At 62.8% G+C, this 23,253-nt stretch carries 25 protein-coding genes and 1 tRNA gene; 3 read left to right on the top strand and 23 right to left on the bottom strand.

Annotated features, from left to right (window positions below; genetic code table 11):
• Window positions 1–121: 121 nt before the first annotated feature.
• From gabT to PSEMO_RS27115, 10 genes are all read right to left on the bottom strand, one after another.
• The gene (gene gabT, locus PSEMO_RS27160) at window positions 122–1,399 is read right to left on the bottom strand and encodes a 4-aminobutyrate--2-oxoglutarate transaminase (protein ID WP_075805975.1); all 1,278 of its coding nucleotides are present in this window, start codon (window positions 1,397–1,399) and stop codon (window positions 122–124) included.
• 178 nt (window positions 1,400–1,577) lie between these two features.
• Entirely contained in the window at window positions 1,578–3,020 is a 1,443-nt protein-coding gene (gabD, locus tag PSEMO_RS27155) for an NADP-dependent succinate-semialdehyde dehydrogenase (protein WP_075805974.1), read from the bottom strand.
• Between the two features lie 334 nt (window positions 3,021–3,354).
• Entirely contained in the window at window positions 3,355–3,636 is a 282-nt protein-coding gene (locus PSEMO_RS27150; RefSeq protein WP_075805973.1) for a DUF971 domain-containing protein, read from the bottom strand.
• On the bottom strand, window positions 3,636–4,601 hold the full coding sequence (locus PSEMO_RS27145; protein ID WP_075805972.1) for a HEAT repeat domain-containing protein: 966 nt from the start codon (window positions 4,599–4,601) through the stop codon (window positions 3,636–3,638). The genes PSEMO_RS27150 and PSEMO_RS27145 overlap by 1 nt, the downstream gene beginning before the upstream one ends.
• Window positions 4,598–5,455, bottom strand: a complete 858-nt coding sequence (locus tag PSEMO_RS27140; protein ID WP_075805971.1) for an ABC transporter ATP-binding protein — start codon at window positions 5,453–5,455, stop codon at window positions 4,598–4,600. The genes PSEMO_RS27145 and PSEMO_RS27140 overlap by 4 nt, the downstream gene beginning before the upstream one ends.
• Window positions 5,455–6,237 carry an ABC transporter permease gene (locus tag PSEMO_RS27135; RefSeq protein ID WP_075805970.1) on the bottom strand — a complete coding sequence of 261 codons (783 nt, stop codon included), beginning with the start codon at window positions 6,235–6,237 and terminating at the stop codon, window positions 5,455–5,457. Before PSEMO_RS27135 ends, PSEMO_RS27140 begins: the two co-directional genes overlap by 1 nt.
• Before the next feature lie 40 nt (window positions 6,238–6,277).
• Window positions 6,278–7,684: an ABC transporter substrate-binding protein gene (locus PSEMO_RS27130; protein WP_075805969.1), complete on the bottom strand. Its 1,407-nt coding sequence runs from the start codon at window positions 7,682–7,684 to the stop codon at window positions 6,278–6,280.
• A gap of 127 nt (window positions 7,685–7,811) precedes the next feature.
• Entirely contained in the window at window positions 7,812–8,057 is a 246-nt protein-coding gene (locus tag PSEMO_RS27125) for a 4Fe-4S dicluster domain-containing protein (RefSeq protein WP_009400169.1), read from the bottom strand.
• 171 nt (window positions 8,058–8,228) lie between these two features.
• The gene (locus PSEMO_RS27120; protein ID WP_075805968.1) at window positions 8,229–9,953 is read right to left on the bottom strand and encodes a fumarate reductase/succinate dehydrogenase flavoprotein subunit; all 1,725 of its coding nucleotides are present in this window, start codon (window positions 9,951–9,953) and stop codon (window positions 8,229–8,231) included.
• The gene (locus PSEMO_RS27115; RefSeq protein ID WP_075805967.1) at window positions 9,950–10,699 is read right to left on the bottom strand and encodes a GntR family transcriptional regulator; all 750 of its coding nucleotides are present in this window, start codon (window positions 10,697–10,699) and stop codon (window positions 9,950–9,952) included. Before PSEMO_RS27115 ends, PSEMO_RS27120 begins: the two co-directional genes overlap by 4 nt.
• A 179-nt stretch (window positions 10,700–10,878) precedes the next feature.
• Here PSEMO_RS27115 and PSEMO_RS27110 point away from each other — a divergent pair.
• Window positions 10,879–10,955, top strand: a tRNA-Arg gene (locus PSEMO_RS27110).
• A 184-nt stretch (window positions 10,956–11,139) separates the two neighbouring features.
• Here the strand turns inward: PSEMO_RS27110 and PSEMO_RS27105 are convergent.
• The 12 genes from PSEMO_RS27105 to PSEMO_RS27045 form a co-directional block, all read right to left on the bottom strand.
• A complete protein-coding gene (locus PSEMO_RS27105; protein ID WP_075805966.1) occupies window positions 11,140–11,457 on the bottom strand; it encodes a phage head closure protein in 318 nt (105 codons plus the stop codon).
• Entirely contained in the window at window positions 11,457–11,738 is a 282-nt protein-coding gene (locus tag PSEMO_RS27100; protein WP_075805965.1) for a head-tail connector protein, read from the bottom strand. Before PSEMO_RS27100 ends, PSEMO_RS27105 begins: the two co-directional genes overlap by 1 nt.
• On the bottom strand, window positions 11,735–13,231 hold the full coding sequence (locus PSEMO_RS27095) for a terminase large subunit (RefSeq protein ID WP_075805964.1): 1,497 nt from the start codon (window positions 13,229–13,231) through the stop codon (window positions 11,735–11,737). Before PSEMO_RS27095 ends, PSEMO_RS27100 begins: the two co-directional genes overlap by 4 nt.
• Window positions 13,228–13,623 carry a P27 family phage terminase small subunit gene (locus PSEMO_RS27090; protein ID WP_256721222.1) on the bottom strand — a complete coding sequence of 132 codons (396 nt, stop codon included), beginning with the start codon at window positions 13,621–13,623 and terminating at the stop codon, window positions 13,228–13,230. Before PSEMO_RS27090 ends, PSEMO_RS27095 begins: the two co-directional genes overlap by 4 nt.
• Window positions 13,624–13,732: 109 nt before the next feature.
• A complete protein-coding gene (locus tag PSEMO_RS27085; protein WP_256721227.1) occupies window positions 13,733–13,996 on the bottom strand; it encodes an HNH endonuclease signature motif containing protein in 264 nt (87 codons plus the stop codon).
• 77 nt (window positions 13,997–14,073) lie between these two features.
• On the bottom strand, window positions 14,074–15,306 hold the full coding sequence (locus PSEMO_RS27080) for a phage portal protein (protein ID WP_256721221.1): 1,233 nt from the start codon (window positions 15,304–15,306) through the stop codon (window positions 14,074–14,076).
• Window positions 15,303–15,824: an HK97 family phage prohead protease gene (locus PSEMO_RS27075; RefSeq protein WP_075805963.1), complete on the bottom strand. Its 522-nt coding sequence runs from the start codon at window positions 15,822–15,824 to the stop codon at window positions 15,303–15,305. Before PSEMO_RS27075 ends, PSEMO_RS27080 begins: the two co-directional genes overlap by 4 nt.
• Window positions 15,824–16,411, bottom strand: a complete 588-nt coding sequence (locus PSEMO_RS27070) for a tail assembly protein (RefSeq protein WP_075805962.1) — start codon at window positions 16,409–16,411, stop codon at window positions 15,824–15,826. Before PSEMO_RS27070 ends, PSEMO_RS27075 begins: the two co-directional genes overlap by 1 nt.
• A 2-nt stretch (window positions 16,412–16,413) precedes the next feature.
• A complete protein-coding gene (locus PSEMO_RS27065) occupies window positions 16,414–17,616 on the bottom strand; it encodes a phage major capsid protein (RefSeq protein ID WP_075805961.1) in 1,203 nt (400 codons plus the stop codon).
• A 1,481-nt stretch (window positions 17,617–19,097) separates the two neighbouring features.
• Window positions 19,098–19,403 carry a hypothetical protein gene (locus PSEMO_RS27055; protein WP_075805960.1) on the bottom strand — a complete coding sequence of 102 codons (306 nt, stop codon included), beginning with the start codon at window positions 19,401–19,403 and terminating at the stop codon, window positions 19,098–19,100.
• Window positions 19,400–19,846, bottom strand: coding sequence for a hypothetical protein (locus PSEMO_RS27050; protein ID WP_075805959.1), 447 nt, complete (start codon window positions 19,844–19,846; stop codon window positions 19,400–19,402). Before PSEMO_RS27050 ends, PSEMO_RS27055 begins: the two co-directional genes overlap by 4 nt.
• Window positions 19,843–20,043, bottom strand: coding sequence for a helix-turn-helix domain-containing protein (locus tag PSEMO_RS27045; protein ID WP_068576204.1), 201 nt, complete (start codon window positions 20,041–20,043; stop codon window positions 19,843–19,845). The genes PSEMO_RS27050 and PSEMO_RS27045 overlap by 4 nt, the downstream gene beginning before the upstream one ends.
• A gap of 167 nt (window positions 20,044–20,210) precedes the next feature.
• Between PSEMO_RS27045 and PSEMO_RS27040 the strand changes: the two genes are divergently transcribed.
• Window positions 20,211–20,768, top strand: a complete 558-nt coding sequence (locus PSEMO_RS27040) for a hypothetical protein (protein WP_075805958.1) — start codon at window positions 20,211–20,213, stop codon at window positions 20,766–20,768.
• On the opposite strand, the gene PSEMO_RS27035 is transcribed toward PSEMO_RS27040, so the two are convergent.
• On the bottom strand, window positions 20,765–21,976 hold the full coding sequence (locus PSEMO_RS27035) for a tyrosine-type recombinase/integrase (protein ID WP_075806008.1): 1,212 nt from the start codon (window positions 21,974–21,976) through the stop codon (window positions 20,765–20,767). The two genes, PSEMO_RS27040 and PSEMO_RS27035, sit on opposite strands and share 4 nt — an antisense overlap.
• A 620-nt stretch (window positions 21,977–22,596) precedes the next feature.
• Here PSEMO_RS27035 and ycaC point away from each other — a divergent pair.
• Entirely contained in the window at window positions 22,597–23,223 is a 627-nt protein-coding gene (gene ycaC, locus PSEMO_RS27025) for an isochorismate family cysteine hydrolase YcaC (protein WP_075805956.1), read from the top strand.
• Window positions 23,224–23,253 lie beyond the last annotated feature (30 nt).

Below are 23,253 nucleotides of genomic sequence, written 5' to 3'. Positions count from 1 at the left end.
CGCAGTCCAGCGTACCTTCCGGCACCTCTCCTGTAACCCTTAGAAACCTTAGCGCCCAAAGTTCATCACGGAGACGAAAAAAAACCCGCCGAAGCGGGTTTTTTCTCTAGCGCATCACAAATCAGGCGAGTTCAGCGAAGCACTCTTCGATGATTGCCAGGCCTTTGTCCAGCAGCGCGTCTTCGGCGGTCAGCGGAACCAGGATCCGCAGGACGTTGCCGTAGGTGCCGCAGGACAGCAGGATCAGGCCCTTGTCACGCGCCTTGGCGACTACCGAGTTCACGGCAGCGGCGTTCGGGGTGTGGGTGCCTTTCTCGAAGACTTCGATGGCGATCATCGAGCCCAGGGCGCGCACGTCACCGATGATCGGGTGCTTGGCCTGGATAGCCTTCAGACCGGCGACCAGATGCTCGCCAACCGCCTGGCTGCGCTCCAGCAGTTTCTCTTCCTCGAACACTTCGATCACGGCCAGGGCCGCGGCGCAAGCGATCGGCGAACCGGCGTAGGTGCCGCCCAGGCCGCCTGGGGCGATGGCGTCCATGTACTCGGCCTTGCCGCACACACCGGCCAGCGGGAAGCCGCCAGCGATGGATTTGGCGAAGGTGGTCAGGTCAGGCGCAACGCCCATCTGTTCCATGGCGAAGAAGGTGCCGGTACGGCCAGCGCCAGTCTGCACTTCGTCAGCGATCAGGAGGATGCCGTGCTGGTCGCACAGGGCGCGCAGACGCTTCATCAGCTCTTTCGGCGCCGGCAGGAAGCCGCCTTCGCCCTGAACGGGCTCGATGATGATCGCGGCGATGTCACGTGGCTCGGCGTCGTTCTTGAAGATGCGCTCGATGGAGGCGATCGACTCGTCGACGCTCACACCGTGCAGCTCGTTCGGGAACAGGGCGCGGAAGATGCCGCCTGGCATCAGGCCCATGCCTGCGGAGTAAGGCACGACTTTACCGGTCAGGCCCAGGGTCATCATGGTACGGCCGTGGTAGCCGCCGGTGAAGGCGATCACGCCAGCACGGCCGGTGGCGGCACGGGCGATCTTGACGGCGTTTTCAACGGCTTCGGAGCCGGTGGTGACCAGCAGGGTCTTCTTCGCGAAGTCGCCTGGAACGCGAGCGTTGATCTTCTCGCACAGCTCGACGTACGGCTCGTAGGCCAGGACCTGGAAGCAGGTGTGGCTGACCTTGGTCAGTTGTTCCTGGACAGCCGCGACCACTTTCGGGTGCAGGTGACCGGTGTTCAGTACTGCGATGCCGCCGGCGAAGTCGATCAGTTCGCGGCCTTCAACGTCGATCACGGTGGAGTTCTTCGCGGTATCGACGAAGATCGGGTGGATCTGGCCGACGCCACGTGGAACGGCGTTGACGCGACGCTGCATCAGGGATTCGTTGGTCTTGCTCATAAAGTCCTCAGTTCGCCGATCAGGCGGCGAGTTCAGAGTGGCGACCGGTATTCACGGCAGGCAGTATTCGTTGATCGACTGCTGGCGTGGCCCGGGCCGCCGGGTGTTCCTGTGTAAAAAAGGCCAGCGAGACGTCGCTCTCGCGCCCCGCTGGCAGAGGTAAAGCCTTAACCGCGACTCAGATGCTGAGGCACAGGTATTTGATTTCCAGGTAGTCCTCGATGCCGTACTTGGAGCCTTCACGGCCCAGGCCCGACGCCTTGATACCACCGAACGGCGCGACTTCGTTGGAGATCAGGCCGGTGTTGATGCCGACCATGCCGTATTCCAGCGCTTCGGCAACACGGAACACACGGCTCATGTCGCGGGCGTAGAAGTACGAGGCCAGGCCGAATTCGGTGTCGTTGGACATGGCGATGACTTCGGCCTCGTCCTTGAAGCGGAACAGCGGCGCCAGCGGGCCGAAGGTCTCTTCTTTCGCGACAGCGGCGGTCTTCGGTACGTCGACCAGGATGGTCGGCTCGAAGAAGTTGCCTTCGATCAGCTTGCCACCGGACAGGACCTTGGCACCTTTCGAGACGGCGTCTTCGATGTGCTCCTGGACCTTGGCCACGGCCTTGCCGTCGATCAGCGGGCCGGTGGTGGTGCCTTCTTCCAGACCGTTGCCGATCTTCAGCTTGGCGACCGCGGCTTTCAGCTTCTCGGCGAAGGCGTCGTAGACACCGTCCTGCACGTAGATGCGGTTGGCGCAGACGCAGGTCTGGCCGTTGTTGCGGTACTTGGAAATGATCGCGCCTTCCACTGCCTTGTCCAGGTCAGCGTCGTCGAACACGATGAATGGCGCGTTACCGCCCAGTTCCAGGGAAACCTTCTTGATGTCCTTGGCGCATTCTTCCATCAGCTGGCGACCGATTTCGGTCGAGCCGGTGAAGGACAGCTTGCGCACCAGGGAGTTGCCGGTCAGTTCGGAACCGACTTCGCCGGCGCTGCCGGTGATCACGCTCAGCACGCCAGCCGGGATGCCGGCACGGGTAGCCAGCTCGACCAGGGCCAGGGCGGAGTACGGGGTCTGCGAAGCAGGCTTGAGCACCATGGTGCAGCCAGCGGCCAGGGCCGGGCCGGCTTTACGGGTGATCATCGCGGCCGGGAAGTTCCACGGGGTGATGGCGGCGGTAACACCGATCGGCTGCTTGATGACGATCAGGCGCTTGTCAGGCTGGTGGCCAGGGATGACGTCGCCGTAGACGCGCTTGGCTTCTTCGGCGAACCACTCGATGAAGGAAGCGGCGTAGGCGATTTCGCCCTTGGCTTCGGCCAGTGGCTTGCCTTGCTCGGTGGTCATCAGGCGAGCCAGGTCGTCCTGGTTCTCGATCATCAGCTCGAACCAGCGGCGCAGCTTGCCAGCGCGCTCCTTGGCGGTCAGTGCGCGCCAGGCCGGCAGGGCCTTGTCGGCGGCTTCGATGGCACGGCGGGTTTCGGCAGCGCCCATTTTCGGCACGGTACCGATGACTTCACCGGTGGCCGGGTTGGTCACCTTGATGGTCTGGCCGCTGTCCGCATCCAGCCACTCACCGTTGATGAAGGCTTGCTGACGGAACAACTGAGCGTCTTTGAGCTGCATGTCGACTTCCCTTGAACACCGTGCACGGACGGCGCGAATTATTGGTAGTTGAGTAAGCACCCTGCGGGGCGCTTGCCTGTAGGAAATGAGGCACCGGATCCGGGCCAATGTTCCACTCGCAGGCGTCGAGCGTTTGAAATCTCGAACGAGATCCTAGGAGCAACCCGTTAAAAGGACAAGGGGGCGTTCGAAAAAAAGAACGATTGACGGAATGGGTGGTAGGGGCAGGCGACCGGCGGTGACTTCACTGGCCCTATCGCTGGCAAGCCAGCTCCCACAGGGTCCGCGGCGCATGCAAATCCCTGTGGGAGCTGGCTTGCCAGCGATGAGGCCATCAGCAACACCCAAGTTCCTTCAGGTACGCCCAGGGATAAATCCCCCGCTCATGCCCATCACTGAACACCAACTGCACACCATAGCCCTGCCCTTCCACCCGCTGCACCCGCACCGCCTCGCTGACCAGGTCGATCCGCCCGCCCAGCCTGCCTGCTCGACATTGCGAACACGGGCACGCCCCCCGCAGCCGCGCATGGCTGATCACCTGCTCGCCATCGCCCCATTGCAGGACCAGCTCGCCCGCCTCGCGCCGGTTGCGCACCGCGTTCGGGGCGATCATCAGACCGCGCCCTGCAACTGGACCAGGGCGATGCGCACTGCCTTGCGCACTTCCGGATCGCTGTCCGCTTCGGCCTCACGCAACGTCGGCAACGCCGCCGCGTCGCCCAGCTCGCCAAGCGCCAGCGCCGCTTCCTTGCGCAGGTTGGCGATGCCATGCCCCAGCAGCTCGGCCAGCCCGCCCAACGCCGGCCGGTGACGCAGACGCCCCAACGCGCGGGCCGCACGCAGGCGAACCTGCCAATAGCCGTCCTGCAAGGCGTCGATCAACGCCGGCCCGGTCTCTTCCTGACCAACCTTGCCCAAGGTGGTCGCCGCCTCTTCCCTGACCTGCCAGGCGTCATCCTTCAATGCCGCCGTCAGCGCCGCCAGCACAGCAGTGTCCCGACCCAGGCCCAGCGCACCAATGGCCGCCCGACGCACTTCGGTATCCGGTTCTTCCGCCGCCAGCCGCGCCAGTGCCGGCAACGCAGGCTGATGCTTCAACCACCCCAGAATCCCCACCGCCTCACGCCGCACCGCCGCCTCCGGATCCTCCAGCGCCAGCAAGGCCGGCCCCGCCGCGTCCTCAAGGCGCAACTCACGCAACGCCCGCAAGGCACTGGCCCGCACGAAAGCATCGGCATGCTTGGCCCACGGCAGGATCAACTGCCCCGCCTCCAGGCTTTTCAATTCACTCAGGCTCTGCGCCGCCGCCAGCCGCACCGGCTCGGCGCTGTCCGCCAGCGCGGCACACAGCGCCTGCACCACCTCGGGCTCTTCCCACGCTTCCAGCAAACGCGCCGCCTCGGCCCGCACCTCGGCCGCCGGATCAACCAGCAGCGCGTCGGTCAGCCAGGGCAGGCCATCGGGCTCTTCCAGGTCCGCCAGGTCGATCAGGGCAATACGCCGCACCGCGGCGTCGGCATCATTGATACGCGGCAGCAGTTCAAGAATGTCGGGGTTGTCGCTGGTTCTTTCGCTCATAGGGCAATCCGTAACGGTGGATGGTCAGTGTCCGGCAGGCCCAGCGGGGTCAGGCGCGGCAGTTCGCGGCCCTCCTCGTGGCGCAGCAGGGCCAGGCAGTGACGCTTGAGATGGGTGAATTCCGGACTGGTCAGCAGGCTGGCCTGCCGCGGACGGGGGAAGGTCAGGCGCAGGTCTTCGATAAAGCGCCCGGGGCGCGGGCTCATCACCAGGATGCGGTCGGCGAGGAACAGCGCCTCGTCGATGTCATGGGTGACGAAGACCACGGTGGTACGAATGCGCGTCCAGATATCCAGCAGTAGCTCCTGCATGCGCGAACGGGTCTGGGCGTCGAGGGCGCCGAACGGCTCGTCCATCAGCAGCAGGCGCGGGCGGTTGATCAGCACCCGGGCAATCTCGGCGCGCTGCTGCATGCCGCCGGACAACTGGCTGGGCCAGCGCTCGGAAAAGTCGGCGAGGCCCACCAACTGCAACATCTCCAATGCCCGGCGCTGCCGTTCGACCTTGCCCTGGCCCTGCATCTTCAGGCCGAAGGCGACGTTGTCCAGCACGCTTCGCCACGGCAGCAAGGTGTGGTGCTGGAAGACCATGCCGCGCTGCGGCGAAGGCCCGTCCACGGGCAGGCCATCCACCTCCAGTTGCCCGCCACTGGGCACCAGGTGCCCGGCCAACGCCCCCAGCAAGGTGGACTTACCGCACCCGGACGGCCCGAGAATGCACACGAACTCCCCCGGCTCGATGGCGAAGTCCAGCGCCTGCACCGCCTCGAAGGCCTGGCTGCCCTGCCCCAAACGAATGGACACGCCACGGGCATCGATCCGCCCCGGCTCCGGGGCCTGTTGATAACTGCTCATCACGACGCCCTCCGCACGCGATACCAGGGCGTGGCCAGCGCGCCAAGGCGCTTGACCAGTGCGCTGCTGCCCATGCCCAGCACGCCGATCAGGAGCATGCCGACGATGATGTCCGGGTAGTTCTGCAAGGTGTAGGACTCCCAGGTGTAGTAACCGATGCCGAACTGCCCGGAGATCATCTCGGCAGTCACCAGACAGAACCACGAAGTGCCCATGCCGATGGCAAGTCCGGTGAAGATGCTCGGCAGCGCGCCGGGCAGGACCACTTCACGCAGGATCGCCAGGCGCCCGGCGCCGAGGCTGCGGGCCGAGGCCAGCAGACGCGGGTCCACGGCCTCGACGCCATGCACGGTGTTCAGCAGCACCGGGAACAGCGCCCCGGTGAAGGTGATGAAGACCATCGACAGCTCGGACGACGGGAACATCAGGATCGCCAGCGGAATCCACGCCACCGCCGGGATCGGCCGCAGCACCTCCAGCGGCGGCAGCAGGGTGTCCTCGGCCCATTTCGAGCGGCCGATCAGCAAACCGAGGCCGACACCCAGCACCGCCGCCAGCAGATAGCCGGCGAAGACCCGCGACAGGCTGCTGGTGAGGTGGGCGACCAGGGTGCTGGAGGTGAACAGCTGCCAGGCGGCATCGAGCACGGCCTTGGGCGTGGGGACATAAGTGAAGGTGAACAGGCCGAAGTTCAGCTTGGCGCTGGCCGCGACATGCCAGAACAGCAGGCAGGCCAGCAGCGACAGCAGCCGAACCGGCCAGCGCTTGAAGGTGCTCGTCATGCAAGGTCTCCGGGGTCAGGCCCCTTGCGGGGCCGACCGGTCAGCGCTGGGCCACCAGCTTGCGGCTGGCATCGACGAAGTCCACGGCCTCGCCACCATGGGCCTTGGCGTACTGCTCGGCCTGGTCCTTGAGCAGGAAGGCGGACAGCTCGCCCTGGCCGTTGCGCACGAACCAGGCCTGGTTGGCCAGCAGCTTGATCCCGCTGTCCGCCGCCTGGGCGTAGATGGCGCGGATGTCCTTGCCCTCCTGCTCCAGTTGGGCCAGGGCGGTCAGCGCCGCTTCCGGCGAAGCGTAATGACGGACCTTGTCCTCGCCACGCACCCAGATCTGCGCCAGGCGGCTGAAGTCGGTGATCGGCTTGCCGGTCATGGCGTCGTTGGCCTTGAGCGGCAGCGGCGCGTAGTTCTTCAGGGCGGCGTCGTAGTCCTGGCCGGCCTGCTTGAAAGCGGCGCGGATGTACTGGTCGTCGATGAACTTGTCAGTGTCGAGGCCGCGGTCGGTCTTCTTCAGCAGCTTGAGGGTGTCGATGGAGGTGGCGACGGCCTGGCGGTACTCGGGCTTCCAGGTCAGGTCGCGGGTCTGTAGGCCGAGCGGGCCGTGGAACAGGTAGTTCACCTCGGCCTCGATACCGGTGACCTTCTCGATCAGCTCGCTGTACTTCTCCGGCTCGGCGGCGATCAGGCGGTCGGCTTCGAGGCTGGCGCGCAGGTAGGCGGTGACCACTTCCGGGTATTTCTTCGCGTAGTCGGCATCGACCAGGGCGCCATGGAAGGTCGGCGCATTCGCCTGCGCACCGTCGTAGATCTTGCGGGCGAAGCCGCGGTTGGGGAACAGCTCGGCGAACGGCACGAAGTCGGCGTGGGCCTCGATGCGGTTGCTGCGCAGTGCGGAGCCGGCGATCTCCGGGGCCTGGGCGATGATCCGCACGTCTTTCTGCGGGTCCCAGCCCTGGGCGGCGATGGCGCGCAAGAGCATGCCGTGGGCGGTGGAGGCGAAGGGCACGGAGATGGTCTTGCCCTTCAGCTCGGCCAGCGACTGCACGCTGGAGGCGGCTGGCACCACGATGCCGTTGCCGCTGCCGTGCACGCTGCCGGACAGCACGCTGATGAACAGGCTGCGCTTGCCGGCATCGAGGTGCGCGACGCCGTTGAACGAGCCGGGGAAGTCGGCCATGGCGCCGAAGTCCAGCTTGCCGGCGACCATCTCGTTGGTCAGCGGGGCGCCGCTGGTGAAGTTCTTCCATTCGATCTGGTACTGGGCGTCCTTGTACTTGCCGTCGTGGGGCAGGTACTTGTCGAGCAGGCCCAGTTCGCGGATCAGCAGGCCGCCGGTGGCGCAGTTGATGGTGGTGTCCTGGGTGCCGATGGCGACGCGGATGGTCTCGGCCTGGGCATTCAGCCCGGCGATCGCCAGCGCAAGGCCGGCCACGGTTGTTGCAAGGCGCATGGTGTTTCCCCTCGAATCATTTAAGTATTGGAATCGTCTCCGCCACCAGGCTGGGTGGTGGGAAACGAGGGGGTCGGGTCTGGGCGTCCGGTGGTTCTCCGGATGGCGTATTGCTCGAGTTTTTGAATCAGCGCAGCAGGTACGGAATCTCGACCTTTACCGCGCCGGTGGGGCAGTCTTTTTCGCAGGGCATGCAGTACCAGCACTCGTCGAAGGCCATGTAGGCTTTCTGGGTCGCCGGGTTGATCGCCAGCAGGTCCATGGGGCAGACCTCGACGCACACGGTGCAGCCTTTCTCGGCGATGCACTTGTCCTCGTCGATGGTCACCGGGGCGCTGCTGCGGAAGAAGATGTCCTGGGCTTGATAGGCCATTTCACGGTGTCCTTGGAGCCTGTGGCTCTCTTTATCTGTGGCTGACAATTAAGCTTGTGGTGTGGCTGATGGCCTCATCGCTGGCAAGCCAGCTCCCACAGGTATTGCATGCACCACGGTCCCTGTGGGAGCTGGCTTGCCAGCGATGAGGCCCGCAAGACCACTGCAAAATCAGGCGGCATCGACTCGCACGCGCAAGCGCTCATAAGCCGTCTGCTCCTCCGCATCCAGTGCAATCAGGTACGGCTCGACCGCTTTCTTGAAACTGGTCATCCCGCCGTCCTCGCCTTTCTTCAGATGGCAATGGCAGAACCACTCGCCATCGTTGCGCTCGGGGAAGTCCACCCGGTGGTGATACAGCCCCCAGCGGCTCTCCTCGCGGAACAACGAGGCCCGGGCCGCCATCTCGGCGCAGTCGCGGATCACCGCCACTTCCATCGCTCGCATCAGCTCGTGCGGGTTATGCGCCTTCATCTGCGCCAGGTCGCGCTCGATCTCGGCGAAGCGCGCCAGGCCGATCTCCATCTTTTTGGTCACCTTGGGCGGCTGCAGGTAGTCGTTGACCATGCGCCGCAGCTTGTACTCGACCTGCGCCGGCGGCAGGCCGTGCTCGCGGTGCAGCGGCGCAAAGACCCGTTCGCGCTCGCGCTCCACCTGCTCGACGTCCACTTCGGCGAAGTCCCGCTCGGCGACATAACTGGCCGCGTTGACGCCCGCGAACCAGCCATAGGTAAAGGCCCCGAGCATGTAGTTGTGCGGCACCGCCGCCATGTCACCGGCCGCATACAACCCCTTGACGCTGGTCTCGGCCTTCTCGTTGACCCACACCCCGGACGCCGAATGCCCGGAGCAGAAGCCGATCTCGGAGATATGCATCTCGACCATGTGCTGGCGGTAATCCGTACCGCGATTGGCATGGAACTGCCCGCGGCTCGGCCGCTCGTTGCTGTGCAGGATTTCCTCGATGTTCTGGATGGTTTCCTCGGCCAGGTGATCCAGCTTGAGGAACACCGGCCCGTTGCCGCCCTCCAGCTCCTGGTGAAATTCCCACATCATCTGGCCGCTCCAGTAGTCGCACTCGATAAAGCGCTCGCCCTTGCTGTTGGCGGTGTAGCCGCCCAGCGGACCGGTGACGTAGGCGCAGGCCGGGCCGTTGTAGTCCTTGATCAGCGGGTTGATCTGGAAGCATTCCAGGTTCGCCAGCTCGGCCCCGGCGTGATAGGCCATGGCGTAGCCGTCGCCGGCATTGGTCGGGTTCTCGTAGGTGCCCATCAGGTAGCCCGAGGACGGCAGACCAAGACGCCCGGCAGCGCCGCAGGCCAGCACCACGGCCTTGGCCCGGATCACCCGGAACTCGCCGCTGCGGCAATCGAAACCGAGCACCCCGGCGGCGGCGCCTTCGCCATCCAGCAGGATGCGCGTGCAGACCATGCGGTTGCTGATCTCTACCCGGGCGCGCTTGAGCTGGCGGTAGAGCACCTTCTTGATGTCGTGACCTTCCGGCATCGGCAGCACGTAGGCGCCCATGTGGTGGACCTTCTTCACCGCGTAGTCGCCGGTCTCGTCCTTCTCGAACTTCACGCCCCAGCGGTCCAGTTGCTCGATGGTCTCGAAGCCGTGAGTGGCGTAGGCGTGGACGGCCGTCTGGTTGACGATGCCGTCGTTGGCCACGGTGATTTCCTTGGTGTACTGCTCGGGCGTGGCATGGCCGGGGATGATCGCGTTGTTCAGGCCGTCCATGCCCATGCTGATGGCGCCGCTGCGCTTGACGTTGGCCTTGTCCAGCAGCAGCACGCGCAGGGCCTTGTTCTGCTCCTTGGCCTTGATCGCGGCCATGGGTCCGGCGGTGCCGCCGCCGATGATGACGATGTCGTAGTCCTGGGTCGCGATGCTCATGCCTTGGGCCCCTTCTGGCGGTCGATGCGCAGGCGATACTGGAAGGCGTCGCCACGGTAATAGAGGTGTTCGAAGTCCAGCGGCGTGCCGTCGGCGGTGTGGGTCAGGCGCTCGATGCGCATGATCGGCGAGCCTTCTTCCACGTCCAGGGCCTGGGTCAGGTCGCTGTCGGCCAGCACCGCATCGATCGCCAGGTCGGCATGGCCGAGGGCGATGCCGCAGTCGTTCTCCAGCACCAGGAAGATGTCGCGGGTGACCAGGTCGGCCTTCTCCAGCTTCTCGCCGACGGCGCGGGGCAGCCAGGTCAGTTCCAGCGACACCGGCTCGCGGTTGATCAGGCGCACGCGGCGGATCTCGGTGACCGGCGCGCCCTCCTCGATCTGCAAGCGTGCCGCCACCAGGGCGTTGGCCGGCACATGGCGCAGGCTGCGCAGGCGGTTGATCACCTCGTAGCCCATCTGCGTCATCGACTCGGCCAGGCCCTGCAGGGTGCTGACGTTCTGGAAGGCCTTGGGCTTGGCGACGAAGGTGCCCTTGCCATGGATCTTGAAGATCAGCCCCTCCTTCTGCAAATCCCCCAGTGCCTGACGCACGGTGATGCGGCTGACCTCGAAGGCCTTGCCCAGCTCGCTCTCCGACGGCATGCGGCTGTGCGGCGGGTAGGTGCCATCAAGAATGCGCTCGCGCAGCACTTCCTTGAGCTGGGAATAGAGCGGTACCGGGGACAGGGGGAGCAGTTCGGCCATGGTTCTCTTCGCTTGTTCGGTGACTTGTTATAACAAGTTGTGACGAGAGGTTAGGCGATCTAAGGAGCGGTGGTGAAATACTGTTATCGAATATGGATAGTCCGGGGTGCAGGGGAAAAAGGCCGAAGATCAAGGCGATGGACGTCATACCCCAAGATGGGTATCATGGCGCCCGCGTTGCACTCGTAGCTCAGCTGGATAGAGTACTGCCCTCCGAAGGCAGGGGTCGTGGGTTCGAATCCCGCCGAGTGCGCCATGAATCCCGCCACTTCCGTGGTTTCACGCTGACAGCAGGCTAAGGCCGTGACAGCAGCGTGACAGCAAAAAGCCCCGACATTCCGGGGCTTTTTTGTGCCTGACGCGCTAGATTCAGCGCCGCTCGAAAACCTGACGCATCAGGGGTGTCCTCAAATGTGAGGGAACCCCACCTTTAACCCGGCTCACAGCTTGCCGGTCTTGCACATGAGCTCGATCCGCCGGCGGCGAGCATCTGGCAGCACGGCGGTGATTTCGTACACCTTCGTCCCTTCACGTATGCGCCAGCTAGTAATCAGGTCGGGCCGGTACCGGAGCACAATGCGATAGATCGTCTGCGCCTGCACAGCTTGGGCGGCGATAAACTCGCTCCCGCTGATGCTCTCGATGTCGACCCACTCCCTACTCACTTCCTCCCAGGTGCGGATGACCCCGCCGCTGGGCGTGCGAGTGTCAATCGGCTTTTCGATCGTCACCGGGTAACGCAGCTTGCCGGCAAGCATCAGAACACCGCCATGGAGCGGTAAGGCGCCAGCAGAAGTGCATACGCGGTGTTCTCGGTCAGGGTTCGGTCGCCCTGCCGCTCTCGGTTCTCGTACAGGTCGCCCACCAGCAGCAGTACAGCGGCCTTGATCGGTGCAGGCATCGGATCGGGCAGGCTATCGCCCAGGAAGTTGCTGACGTGAGTTTCGGCGGCAGCGACCAGGCCCAGGATGTAGCTGTCCTCCTCATTGTGATCGACGCGCATGTGCAGCTTGGCTTCTTCAAGGGTCACGGTGGTCATACGAAAAATACCTCGGTATCGAGATCGGCAGGGGCCTCGGCAACCTGGGCGGCGCCGAACGCCATAGCCAGGGCCTGCAGGCCGTCGATGCGGCCGGTGCGACGGCTCTTGTCCAGCTTGCGGTTGCCGCTGGGGTCTTTCACCGCCACGGCGTTGGCAGCGCACAGGGTCAGTACGGGGTGGCCACCGTGGGCGATACGGCCATTCAGCAGCTCAGCCTCCAGGGCGTCGAGGGCTGGCGCCATGTCGCGGAAACCCTGCCCGTGGGGTACCAGCGGCAGCTCCAGGCCCAGGCGTTCCAGTTCCTTCTTGAGCACGTCGATGCGCCAGCGGTCATAGGCGATCGCCGCCACCTCGCAGTCGCTCAGTATCTCGGCCATGTCCAGGGCCACCGCTTCCAGGTCAACCGTGGCGCCTGGCGTGGTGCGGATGTACCCCTGGCGCACCCACATGTCATATGGGGCGCGGTCCTTCTGTGCTCGGTCGAACAGGCCTTGCTCAGGCGTCCAGAAGTAAGGGCGGACCTGCCACACGCCATCCACCTTGCCGATCAGCACCAGCGCCGTCAGGTCGGTTCGTGCCGACAGATCGAGGCCCGCATAGACCAGGCCCTCGAATGGGTCAGGCGAGGTGTCACAGGCCATCCACACGTCGGGGCTGATGAATGGGCTGTCGAGGATCACGCGCTGGTTAAGCAGCAGGTTGCGGGCGGTGTTGCTCATGCTCGGCATGCGCTCGGCTTGCTGCATCTGCTCCCGCAGGTCTGTCTCCGAGCGGAAAATGCCCAGGGCCGGGTTGGCCGCTCGCCAGCCGTCTTCGTCCATCAGGTCACAGCCCGCTGCCGCCGCGTACAGGCGGCACACGATCTTGGGATCATTGCTGCGCAGGGCGTCGTCAATCCACTGGCTCAGCAGGTCGGCGTCGTTGGCTGCCTGGGTGCTGATGGCAATCAGCAGCGGTGCCGAGTGGGCGCCCTGGCTGGTGGTGATGGCGTCCACGAAGTCGGATTGCGGGCCGCGTATCTGGCCAATCTCGTCCAGGATGGCCAGCACCGGGGAGAGGCCGTGCGCGGTCTTGCCATCAGCGGCCAGGGCGCGAAATTCGGTGTTCAGGTTCAGCCCCAGCAGCCGCTTGCCGCTGGGTACGATGCGGACGATTTTCGACAGGGCGGGCGATAGCTGCACCATCTTGGCGGCCAGATTGAACACCAGGGCGGCTTGGTCGCGGCTCATGGCACCCGACACAAGCTGGCTGTTTTGCTTTGCCTCGGGGCCGACCAGGTGCGCCAGCAGTAGGCCCGCGATCAGGCCCGACTTGCCGTTCTTCCTGGCCACGCTGAGGATGGCCCGGCGAGTGCCCACAGGGTTGTCGTACACGTCGCGGATGAACTGGCGCTGGAATTCAGCCAGGCACAGCGGCTTACCTACGTCCGCGCCTTCGGGTGTCACGCAATAGCGCTCGATGAACGCGATGATCTTTTCGGCGCGGGTCATTGCAGTGTGCTCAGGGTCGGGATCAGGTCGTCATCCACATGCTGCCGGGCCTCACGCTCGAGCGCGGCGCCCTTGTGGATATCCTGGGCTTTGCCCACCGTGGCGATGGTGGCCACCATGAGCTGGCGCCCGATGGCCAGGGACCGGCGCGTCATCTTGTCCAGCAGCTCACAGGCCGGGTTCACCTTCCCCTCGACCAGCATGCCGTCGCGGTCGATGCTGTCTTGCAGCGCCTCGATGTCGGCATAGGCCCGCGCCAGGTTCGCAGCCAGCACCAGGTCGGCGTCGGTCCAGGTGTCCCGTGGGCGAGCGGTCACGATGGCATCCCAGAACGGCCTGTCAGCATCGCGCACGCGAATGTGCGGCGGTGGCTGGATTGGGCCGACAGCCACGGCCTGGCTCGCGGCTACGGCGGCCTTGGCGCTGTCAGATCGGGGGCGGCGGGGCGTGGTCTTCATGTTTTTTCGGCAGTTAGCGAAGAAAGAGCAGGTCGGGGGCGGTCTAGGTCCCGCCGGTTCCTGGTGATCTTTTGGCCCTGTTCCAATGGTGGTTTGGGTCAAGCGGGATGCCGTTCACATCGCACCCCCGCGTGGTGCGCTTTCCCATGTCCTCGGCTGTCTTGATCGAGTGACACGAGTGGCACAAGGGCGCCAGATTCGTGCGCGCGTTGTTGTCGCCGTTGTTGTCCATGTGATCCACATCAGTAGCAGGTGTGAACAGGCCACGGGCCGCACAGTCGCGGCACAGTGGTTCCTCGGCCAGCACCTGTGCACGCAGGCGCTGCCATGCAGCACTACCGAGAGGAATCGCCCTCTTCTTGGGTTTGTACCGGCTCACCCTGCTCACGCTTCTTCTCCTTCGCCTGGCGCTGCCTTTCCTCCAGGTGGGTTCCCAGCACCCGTATCCGGGGCTTTAGGGTCTGGAGCCTTGGTTTTTTGCTCATCATCAATACCTTCGACGGTGGGTAGGTTTTCCATGCGGCGGACCTCGGATGGCAAAAGCCATCGGTCCTCGATGCCGCGCTGATAGAACTGCGCACGGTTGAGACTATCACCACGCAGCAGGCCTTCCACGTTGTGCTCAGCGAAGAAACCGCTGCCCAGTAGGGTGCGATTGATCGCCTGCTCCCATGCGACCAGGTGGCGGCGCAGGGTGTGAGTGACGAAGTACCGGCCCAGCTCCACGGCGTTGGAGTAGTTGGCCTCGCGCAGATCACCGATCAGTACAGGCGGTACACGGAACAGACGGGCCACTTCCTCGACCGACAGGCGCCGGGCCTCGATCCACTCGGCATCCTCCAGCGTCATGGATACCGCGCTGTACTTCGCACCCTGGGGCAGTACCGGGGTCTTGCCGTGGTTATTCACGCCAGCTTGCCCAGCGGCCCAGCTCTCACGAATCTGCGCGGCTTGCTCCTTGGTGGTGCCGGGTGCTGTCTCGATCACGCCAGACAGCTTGGTGCCCTGCTCGAACATCTTCGCGCCGTGGGTGCGTTCGGCCAGCGCCAGCCCCAGGGTATCCCTGGCCACCTGGATAGGACTGCGCCCAAGCACACCGTCTTCGGTGTGGTAGCGGATGTGCAGCATCTCGTCGGCGGTCAGCCGCTGGAGCTTGCCGTGGCGGTCGGTGTACTCGTAGACCAGGCGCTCGCTGACCGAGCTACGCATGATCGAGACGCTGTCCGGGTTTACCGGCTCCAGCGCCTGCACACGACCGGCACCACTCCAGCGGATGCGAGCGTAGGCATTGCCGCGCAGCAGGATGTGGCGTTGCAGTTGCTCGCGGAATTCCAGGGCGGTTTGCCACTCGTTCGGGGCGTCGTGCAGCAGCGCGTACAGGGGATGGGCACGGGCCTTATCGCGCCCGTCATCGGTGCGGCGGTACACGTCCAGCGGCAGGCTGCCCACGCTCTCGCTGATGGCCGCGACAGCCGCGTATACGGCACTGATCGACTCGGCGGTCTGTACCGTAATGTTTACCCCTGCCGAGTTACCGGCCTGGCTGAACTGGTCGAAGTACCGATCATACGCCGGGGTGTTGTTGGAGCGCGTGAACAGGCTGAACAGCTTTTTCACCGGATGCACTCCAGGAACTCAAGGTATCGACGGGCATTGGCCAGCGCCAGCATTGGTTTGCGGCTGCGCACCGATACGGTGGTGGTCGGGTAGGCCGGATTCGCCGTGATGGTGATTTCGTGCAGGTCCACGTCCTGCAGGCTGCGCAACTCGCCTTGCCAGTCCTCCTTCACCGGCACGAAGCCGAATGAGCACCCGGCCACGTCGCCGCGCTTCACCAGCTCGGACAGGTCACGACCCAGGCTGGTGTCGGGCAGGTCCAGTTCGAACGCAAGGCCCACGTCATCCTCAGTAAGGCGCAGGGTGCCAGCCCCGACACGCCCCAATAGGGCTGCATCATCGTGCTCGTAAACGGCGCGGATGCTGGCGGCGGCTGGGCCTGCAAGGGAGCGCTTGAAAGCTCCCGGAAGGATGATTTCGGTAAAGCCCTCAATGGGCGCTGGTTGGCCGAAACGTGCGGCATAGCCGAACAACGTCCGGCCTTTCCGTTCCAGGCTTGCGGCTGCTCGGCGTTCCATCAAGCCTTGTCCTCTGCAACGATCGAAGCGGAGATAATCGCGCCGCCCCAGCGCCGCTCGCCGATGCAGATCGGCACCGGCAAGCCGCTGGCGGTAGTGTTTTTGGCGCTGCCAAAGGCGTAGGACGGAAGGTTTTCAGGCGCACCGCTTTGTGCCAGCCCCTTGGCCTGCGGGCTGAGCATCTGGATGACACCGCCAGCAACCAATGCGATCCCAGGACCATAAGTTGCGCCGCCCGTGAAAGGCCCAGCGATGAGCAAAGCAACTCCCACAATGGTCTGCAGCAGGCCGGCGCGTTTGCTTCCCTCGATCACAGGCACAAAGCGAAGCTCGCGAGCACCGCCAAACCCAAGTTCGTCTTCCTTGATGTTCTGGCCGTTCTTGAAGATCGCGAAGCGAAGCCCACGGCTCTGCGCCTTGGCCAACTCATTGGCGAATCCAGGATGGTTGACATCCATGGCCTTAACCGCTTCCCTGGGGTCGCCACGGTCCAGCACGAAATGGTGCTCCTTACCAAACAGGCGGCGTAGGAATCCGCACAGGATGATCTTGGTCTTAGGGGTGTAGTCGATCGCCAGGGCAGCCATGGTTACGCCTCCGAAGCAACTACGAAACCTTCGGGATGGCGCACAGCGGTGTCGACAGTGGCCATTGCACGGACCTGCACACCCCCGCGGCTGTAGGCAGGCTCGGCGTATGGGTTCACCAGAATGTCCACTTCGGACCACACGCCCAGCATGACCTGGCTCCAGTCGCCCAAGATCAGCTTGCCAGCTGGGACGTTCTTCGATGCCGCCAGCGCCAGGTTGGCCAGGGTGCCGTTGTCGTACAGGAAGCCACTGCCAGACCCGGCCACCTTTTCGGTGCTGCCCAGGATGGTGCGGATCGCGGCGGTGGTCAGCCAGCGGGCGTTGGTGATGTTCACGTCATCCAGCTTCTCCAGCAGCGCCAGCACCTCGGCCCAAGTGGCGGGCATGTCGGCAGTCTGGATGCCGGTGGTGTTCAGAACGCCCAGCGGTTCACCAGCAGCGCCGCTGCCGTTGATGATGGCGCGGTCGATCTGGCGGGCGATCAGGAACGACAGGTCTTCGCGTACCAGTTGCTCGATGCCTGGCGACGATTGCTGCAGGAGCTGGCGGGACATTTCGGTCTTGCCGCCGACATGTTTGGGCGTCAGGGTCACACCGTCGAACGACATTTGGCCCTCGGGCACGGCTTGGCCCTCAGTGACCCAACCGGTTTCCAGACCGCTGCCGAACTTCGGCACGCTCACATTGCCCACCAGGCCGGTCAGGGTGCGGATGCCCAGCGAACGCGCCAGCAGCGCTTCACGCAGTGGGCCGATGTACAGGTCGGCACGGTGGTCGGTGCCCACCAGCTCGGGCGCGGTTGCGGTGGTGTTGGCGCGGCGCTCCAGGGCGGCGAACGGAACGAATGCGCCCTCGGCCTTGCGACCGGTGCGGCGTTCAGTTTCCTGGGTGTACTCGCGCTCGGCGCCGTCCAGTTGGCGGCCTTCCATCTGCGCACGCAGCACGCGGATCACGCTGACGCGCTTCTCCAGGTGCTCAGGGGTGTCGGTGGCGACGGGAGCGGCGGTGCGCTTCTCCAGATCAGCCAGGTGCTCGTGGCGAGTGATCTGGTCGGCCAGCGAACGCTCCTCGGTCTTGAGGGTTTCAAACTGGGTGGATTCGTCGGTGGTCAGGTCACGGCCAGCAGCGGAAGCGGTGTCCACCAGCTTTCTCATGCCCTCGACGGCAGCGGTGCGCTTCTCGCGCAGTTCGTGAAGTTTCATCAGGTAAAGGTCCTGTGATGGGGTTTTCGAAGACCCACCATAGGCTCATTTTTCGAGTCAAAACAGACGTTTACTGTCCACCTGATGCGCGCTCTGTCTCGTTTTGTTCAGTGGCATTTACAGGCACGATCCGCCGAATATTTTCCCGACGAACGGTAGTGAAGTGACTTCTCCCACTTCGCTTCCGCCTGGCTCGCATCCTCCATTTTCATGAATTCGTTAAGGTGTGCCGGGGCCAGCAGTGGCGCAGGGTGTAGCGGATTATGCGGGATTCCAAATAAGGCGTAGGTAAGGCGTGAAATCCTCCGCTGCGGTGGATCACGCAACACAGCGCCAGCCCAGGCCGGGCGGGTGGTCGCGCCGATTCCCTGAATTTCCGGATCGATGATGGGTCGAGCCGCGACAAGGCTTTCTTCATCCCCGGTCAAGCCTGCCGATTCGGACCACCTGAGCCGAGTCGGATCAAATGGTCTGTCTCGGCAATCCACTGTGGCGTTTCCTACACACTGTGTAGAAATCAACACGGTGGACGAATGCTCGATGTTCCCTCGGTGAGGGCTCGCCGAATGCTCCCGCAACCCCGGCACTAGATGCCGCCCTGCAGCTACTGCACCCCGTGCGTCAAATGCACCCCGTCTCGTTTGCCGGAACGACACCCCGATCTGAGCCACTGCCGGCCAGTGCCGCTTTGTTGGCCAGCCAGATCAGGTCGGGCTTCACCTCAACGGCGCACTCCCTGCACATCCCTATCACGGTCCACGGAAGAAATTCGACAACCAGGAATGACAGACCATTTGCACGCTGGCACTTGCCCGAATAGCCGTAGCTGCAGCGGGCTTGTTTGAACAGTACCGCCCCCATGAAATACCCCCGGTGGTGGTAATTTAATAAGACTGGGATTTTTTCCGTTTACCCAATCGGCTGGAGGCCCCGGTTTCCGTGGTGACTACTGGGAAATTTTCCTAGTAGCCGCTCCTCGCTATCCAGTAACCGCACGCAACCAGACAAACCAACTCAACCGACTGGGAAAAAATCCCAGTAGGTGCCGGAAAAAATCCCACCGAAAATCAGATGAACTTGAAGGTTGGCGGACCCGGCGATCGCTCAAGGTCTTTGCCAGGGCATTCATCGATAGCGGCCCAAGTGATTGCATAGAGCGCGCACCGCGCCATACCCCTCTCACGCCCCTTTCTGTACTCCCGGGTGCGAACAATGAGCCCTGCCTGAATTAACTCCTCAAGAGCGGACGCAAGCGTCTTGGCATCCATTGGGCGCCCCTGCGCCAGCATGTCCGCTGTGCACGCCAGATCACCGTTGTTGTGTCCGTTGTAATTACGGGCCAACTTGATGAGGACCGTCACCGCCTTGGGCGTCAGACAGTCGAATGCCGGGTGCGTGAGAAGGCGATAGGGCAGGGCCAGGACGCGCCCTCCTCCAAAGTCGACCTTGTACTTTTTCTTCCTCGCCATACGGGCTGGGCGTCAAGCTTGCGCTTGCGCTGTCTCTGTTGCCCCATATGCGTAGCCGATGTGTCGGTGGCGCCAGCAAAAGTTCTGCGAACCCAGCTTGACGTTCTCCAGGTGGGCGTAAAGGTGCTTGGAGATCGGATGTTGCTGCCCGAGCGCCGGAATAATCATCGTGGTGATGATGCGCTCAAGCTTCCCGAACTCGTCACGGGCCTGGTTCTGATGGAACATTTCGAAGTCAGCCAGGACGGCAGGGGCTAGGACCTCTCCCGAGTGGTGGTTATTTGTACAGTCGTTGTACTTGGTCTGCTGTTCTGTCACGATGGGTCCCTCTCGTTGGTGCTCACCAATGCGATATCGCCGGAGAGGTGTTGGCGCACCTTCTCCTGCAACTGGTCGTTACCTGTGGTGCCTTTAGCCCCGTCAACTGGGGCTTGGCGCCGGGTCACTTCAAACTCTATGTCGTCCAGCAGAACGCTTACCCATTCCGGCTCACCCTCGAGTCGAATGTGCCGGACCTTCCCGAATACAGCCCTGTTCGTGCTTTGGCATGCGACGCTCCAGCGGTCATGGTCAACGCCGTTCCCCACCGTCTGCTTTTTCACCCAATCGGGCAGCTCTCCCCTGCACCTCATCTCGTTCAACATCGTCCACCAGTGTCGAGCCATGGCCCTCTCTGCCTCGATCAGATCGGCGATCTGATGTCGCTGGTCCAGGTTCAGCGTTATTACCGCCTCTGCCGGGACTGAATCCACATCGTTCACCGGCTGCCCTCCTTCGCTACGCGGTTGATCCAAGCTTCCAGTTCCTTCACCAGGATCAGTCGGCGCTTGCCTGATTTGAAGGCCGGCAGCTCTCCTTTCGCGATCGCGCTATAGATCGCGCTCCGGCTGTGGCTTGTAAGGCGTGCAGCCTCCTCAGGGCCTACAGCCATTGGTTGCACCGGCATCGCTTGTTCCATGTTCACCTCCTGAGGTGTATTGAAAGATGTGGACACCTTAGCCGACCCGAAAACTGAGTGTCCACATTTTTCTTACACTGCACGACATACGAACACACTGACTGACACGTATCGACACGGAGCCAGGCGTGTGCCATGATTTTCGGAAATGAGTTCAGGAGATTGTGATGGCCAAGGCCCAGCCGAACAGAGTCAAAGCTGAAACCCTTTCCCTCAGGATTTCGCCAGAGCTGAAGTTCGGGCTTGAGCTGCTTTCAAGAATCGAGGAGCGCTCTTTGACGACTCAGGTAGAAAAAGCTTTGCGTGAGCTTTTTGCTACTGCTCGTATGTCAATTGATTATTTCAGCAACACCGATATTCCAGAAGAAATTCCTCGCCATGAAATTTACTTTCTAGACATTCTTCACATTGTTAATTCGGTTGATGCACCTACACGGCTTGTGCGCACGGCAATGCTATTGCCTTACACAATGAACCAGCGCGAGCAAGTTCTAATGGAGCTCATCCATACCCAAACTGTTTTTCGAGGCGAAGACACCGATATCTTCCCAACCGATAACGAATATACGGAAGCTCTTGACTGGGTTACTGAAAACTATTTCAGCAGATACTCTGGAATAAGTTTCAAAGCAATCCGCAAAAACTGGACACGGCTAAATGAGATGGCTGACCAAACCATAGAGCTTGGCCACTACCCGCCCGAGATTGAGTGGGAAGCCTGCTAGATCAGCTCTACGGCTGCGGCCTTGGTGTCCGGGGCCAGGTGGGCATAGCGCAAGGTCATGGCTATGTCCGAGTGCCCCAACAGCTCACGCACAGTATTCAAAGCTACACCAGCCATCACCAACTTTGACGCGAATGTGTGCCGCAGGTCGTGCCAGCGAAAGTTATCAACTTTGGCCAACTTCAATACACCATCCCAACTCTTTTTTACGTTGTCGAGTCGGCCAGCGTCCTTCGCCGGGAATACAAACCCGACGCGTACAATGTCACCGCGCCACGCTTTCAATACTGCAAGCGCTTCTTTGTTCAGCGGTATATGGCGGGTCTGACCCGACTTGGAAGTTTCGCCCTCTACCGTGAGAAACTTCCCTTGAAAGTTTACATCACGCCAATGCAAGTTGAACACTTCGCCGCGACGCATGCCGGTATTCAATGACAGCAGAACCAGTGGTTTCAAGTGGTCGGCGAACTTGGCGGCGCGCAGATCCGGCAGCAGCTCCCGATTGCGAGCGGTGCGCCAGGCGTTCGCGCTGTCGCGGTCGGCCCGAATGCTTTCCTCGCGCTCGTCCAGGGCTTTGCGCAGTGCCTGCTCCTCGGCCAGGTCTAGGTACCGCACCCTGCCGCGCGCGTCGACCTTGAGCCGCTTCACCTTCGCCAGCGGGTGCTCCGGGAGAACGCCCCACTCGACAGCGCGGCTCAGCAGGCCTTTCAACCTGGTGACGTTGCGGTTTGCCGTGGCCGGTGAGCGGCCTGCAGCCAGCCAGCCGGTACGCACCTGCTCGATGCGCTTTTGCGTGACCTGGTCCATGGGCAGCGCCAGCAGATCGGCGAAGCTGTGGCGGATGGCGCGCACGCTGTTGTCGCCGTCGCGCTGGTGCGCCAGCGCCCAGGGCTCGAACTGGTCGCGCAGAAACGTATCCAGCGTTGGCATAGCGTCGGATAGCCGAGCCTGGGTGATCGCCAGGGGTTCCCCGTGCTCATGAGCCTCAGCCAGGTACCGGGCAGCTTCCCGGCGGGCCTGCTCAAGCGTGACCACGTTCACCCGGCCCAAAGTGGCCGTCTTGTTCCTGCCCCAGGTCACCATGTAGCTCATGTGGCCGGACGGGAGCACCCGGATGCACAGGCCTGGCTGCTGGGTGTCGTGCACTCGGTAGGCCTTTTCCTGGGGCGCCAGGGTGGCCAGAAGCTTGGCGGTGAACTTGGTTTTCATGGCGCTCCAGATCCGTGACAGCAGGGTGACAGCAAAAAGCACTATACCGGCCTGTATATCCATACACAACCATACGATAAAGCCCAATGAATACGGGCATAACCCCGCAAATACTGAGCCTCGTTTCGCCCTCCGAAGGCAGGGGTCGTGGGTTCGAATCCCGCCGAGTGCGCCATATACGAGAAGGCCCAGGTGAAAACCTGGGCCTTTTTTGTTTTCTGGATTGGCCAGGGTCGAGGTAGGAGCTGGCGCCGCATCCTTGGAGTCATTTCCGCTACATTTCCTGGGTAGTTTCTTGGGTAGTTTCTTGGGTAGTTTCTTGGGTAGTTTCTTGGGTAGTTTCTTGGGTAGTTTCTTGGGTAGTTTCTTGGGTAGTTTCTTGGGTAGTAATCACCCAATAACTCACCCCTCCCAACCACATATCCGACCCAAACCACTCCGACTTCACCACCCGGTGCGTCCCCGCCGACGGACTCCAGCGTCCTCGCCTAGCATTTGTCCACTTGAACGAGACAGTCATACCGTTCCCACCCGATTTATCCCGTTTCGAGAACCCCCTAATCTGGACACACCTAGCGGCAACCACCCAAACAAACTTCTCGAACAAAAGGATTTCCACCATGACCAACGCCACCTACAACCGCCTGAACAAAGACGACGCCGTAGTCCTCCTGGTTGACCACCAGACCGGTCTGATCTCCCTGGTCCAGGACTTCTCGCCGAACGAGTTCAAGAACAACGTATTGGCGCTGGCCGACCTGGCCAAGTTCTTCGAACTGCCAACCATCCTGACCACAAGCTTCGAGCAAGGTCCGAACGGTCCGCTGGTGCCAGAGCTGAAAGAGATGTTCCCGGATGCTCCGTACATCCCGCGTCCAGGCCAGATCAACGCCTGGGACAACGAAGACTTCGTCAAGGCGATCAAGGCGACTGGTCGCAAGCAGTTGATCATTGCCGGTGTGGTGACTGACGTGTGCGTAGCCTTCCCGACTCTCTCGGCACTGGCCGAAGGCTTCGAGGTGTTCGTGGTGACCGACGCTTCCGGCACCTTCAATACCACCGTGCAACAGGCCGCGTGGAACCGCATGACCCAGGCCGGCGCGCAGATGATGAACTGGTTCTCGGTAGCCTGTGAGCTGCACCGCGACTGGCGCAACGATATCGAAGGTCTGGGCAACCTGCTGTCGCAGCGGATTCCCAACTATCGCAACCTGATGAACAGCTACTCGGCGTTGACCGCCAAGTAAGACAAAAGGCCTGCTCTGAAAAGAGCAGGC

This window comes from Pseudomonas putida, from assembly GCF_001941965.1.
Classification (GTDB): domain Bacteria; phylum Pseudomonadota; class Gammaproteobacteria; order Pseudomonadales; family Pseudomonadaceae; genus Aquipseudomonas; species Aquipseudomonas putida_L.
The sequence above is the reverse complement of the archived record's forward strand: the minus strand, read 5'-3'. Positions and strand labels throughout refer to the sequence as shown.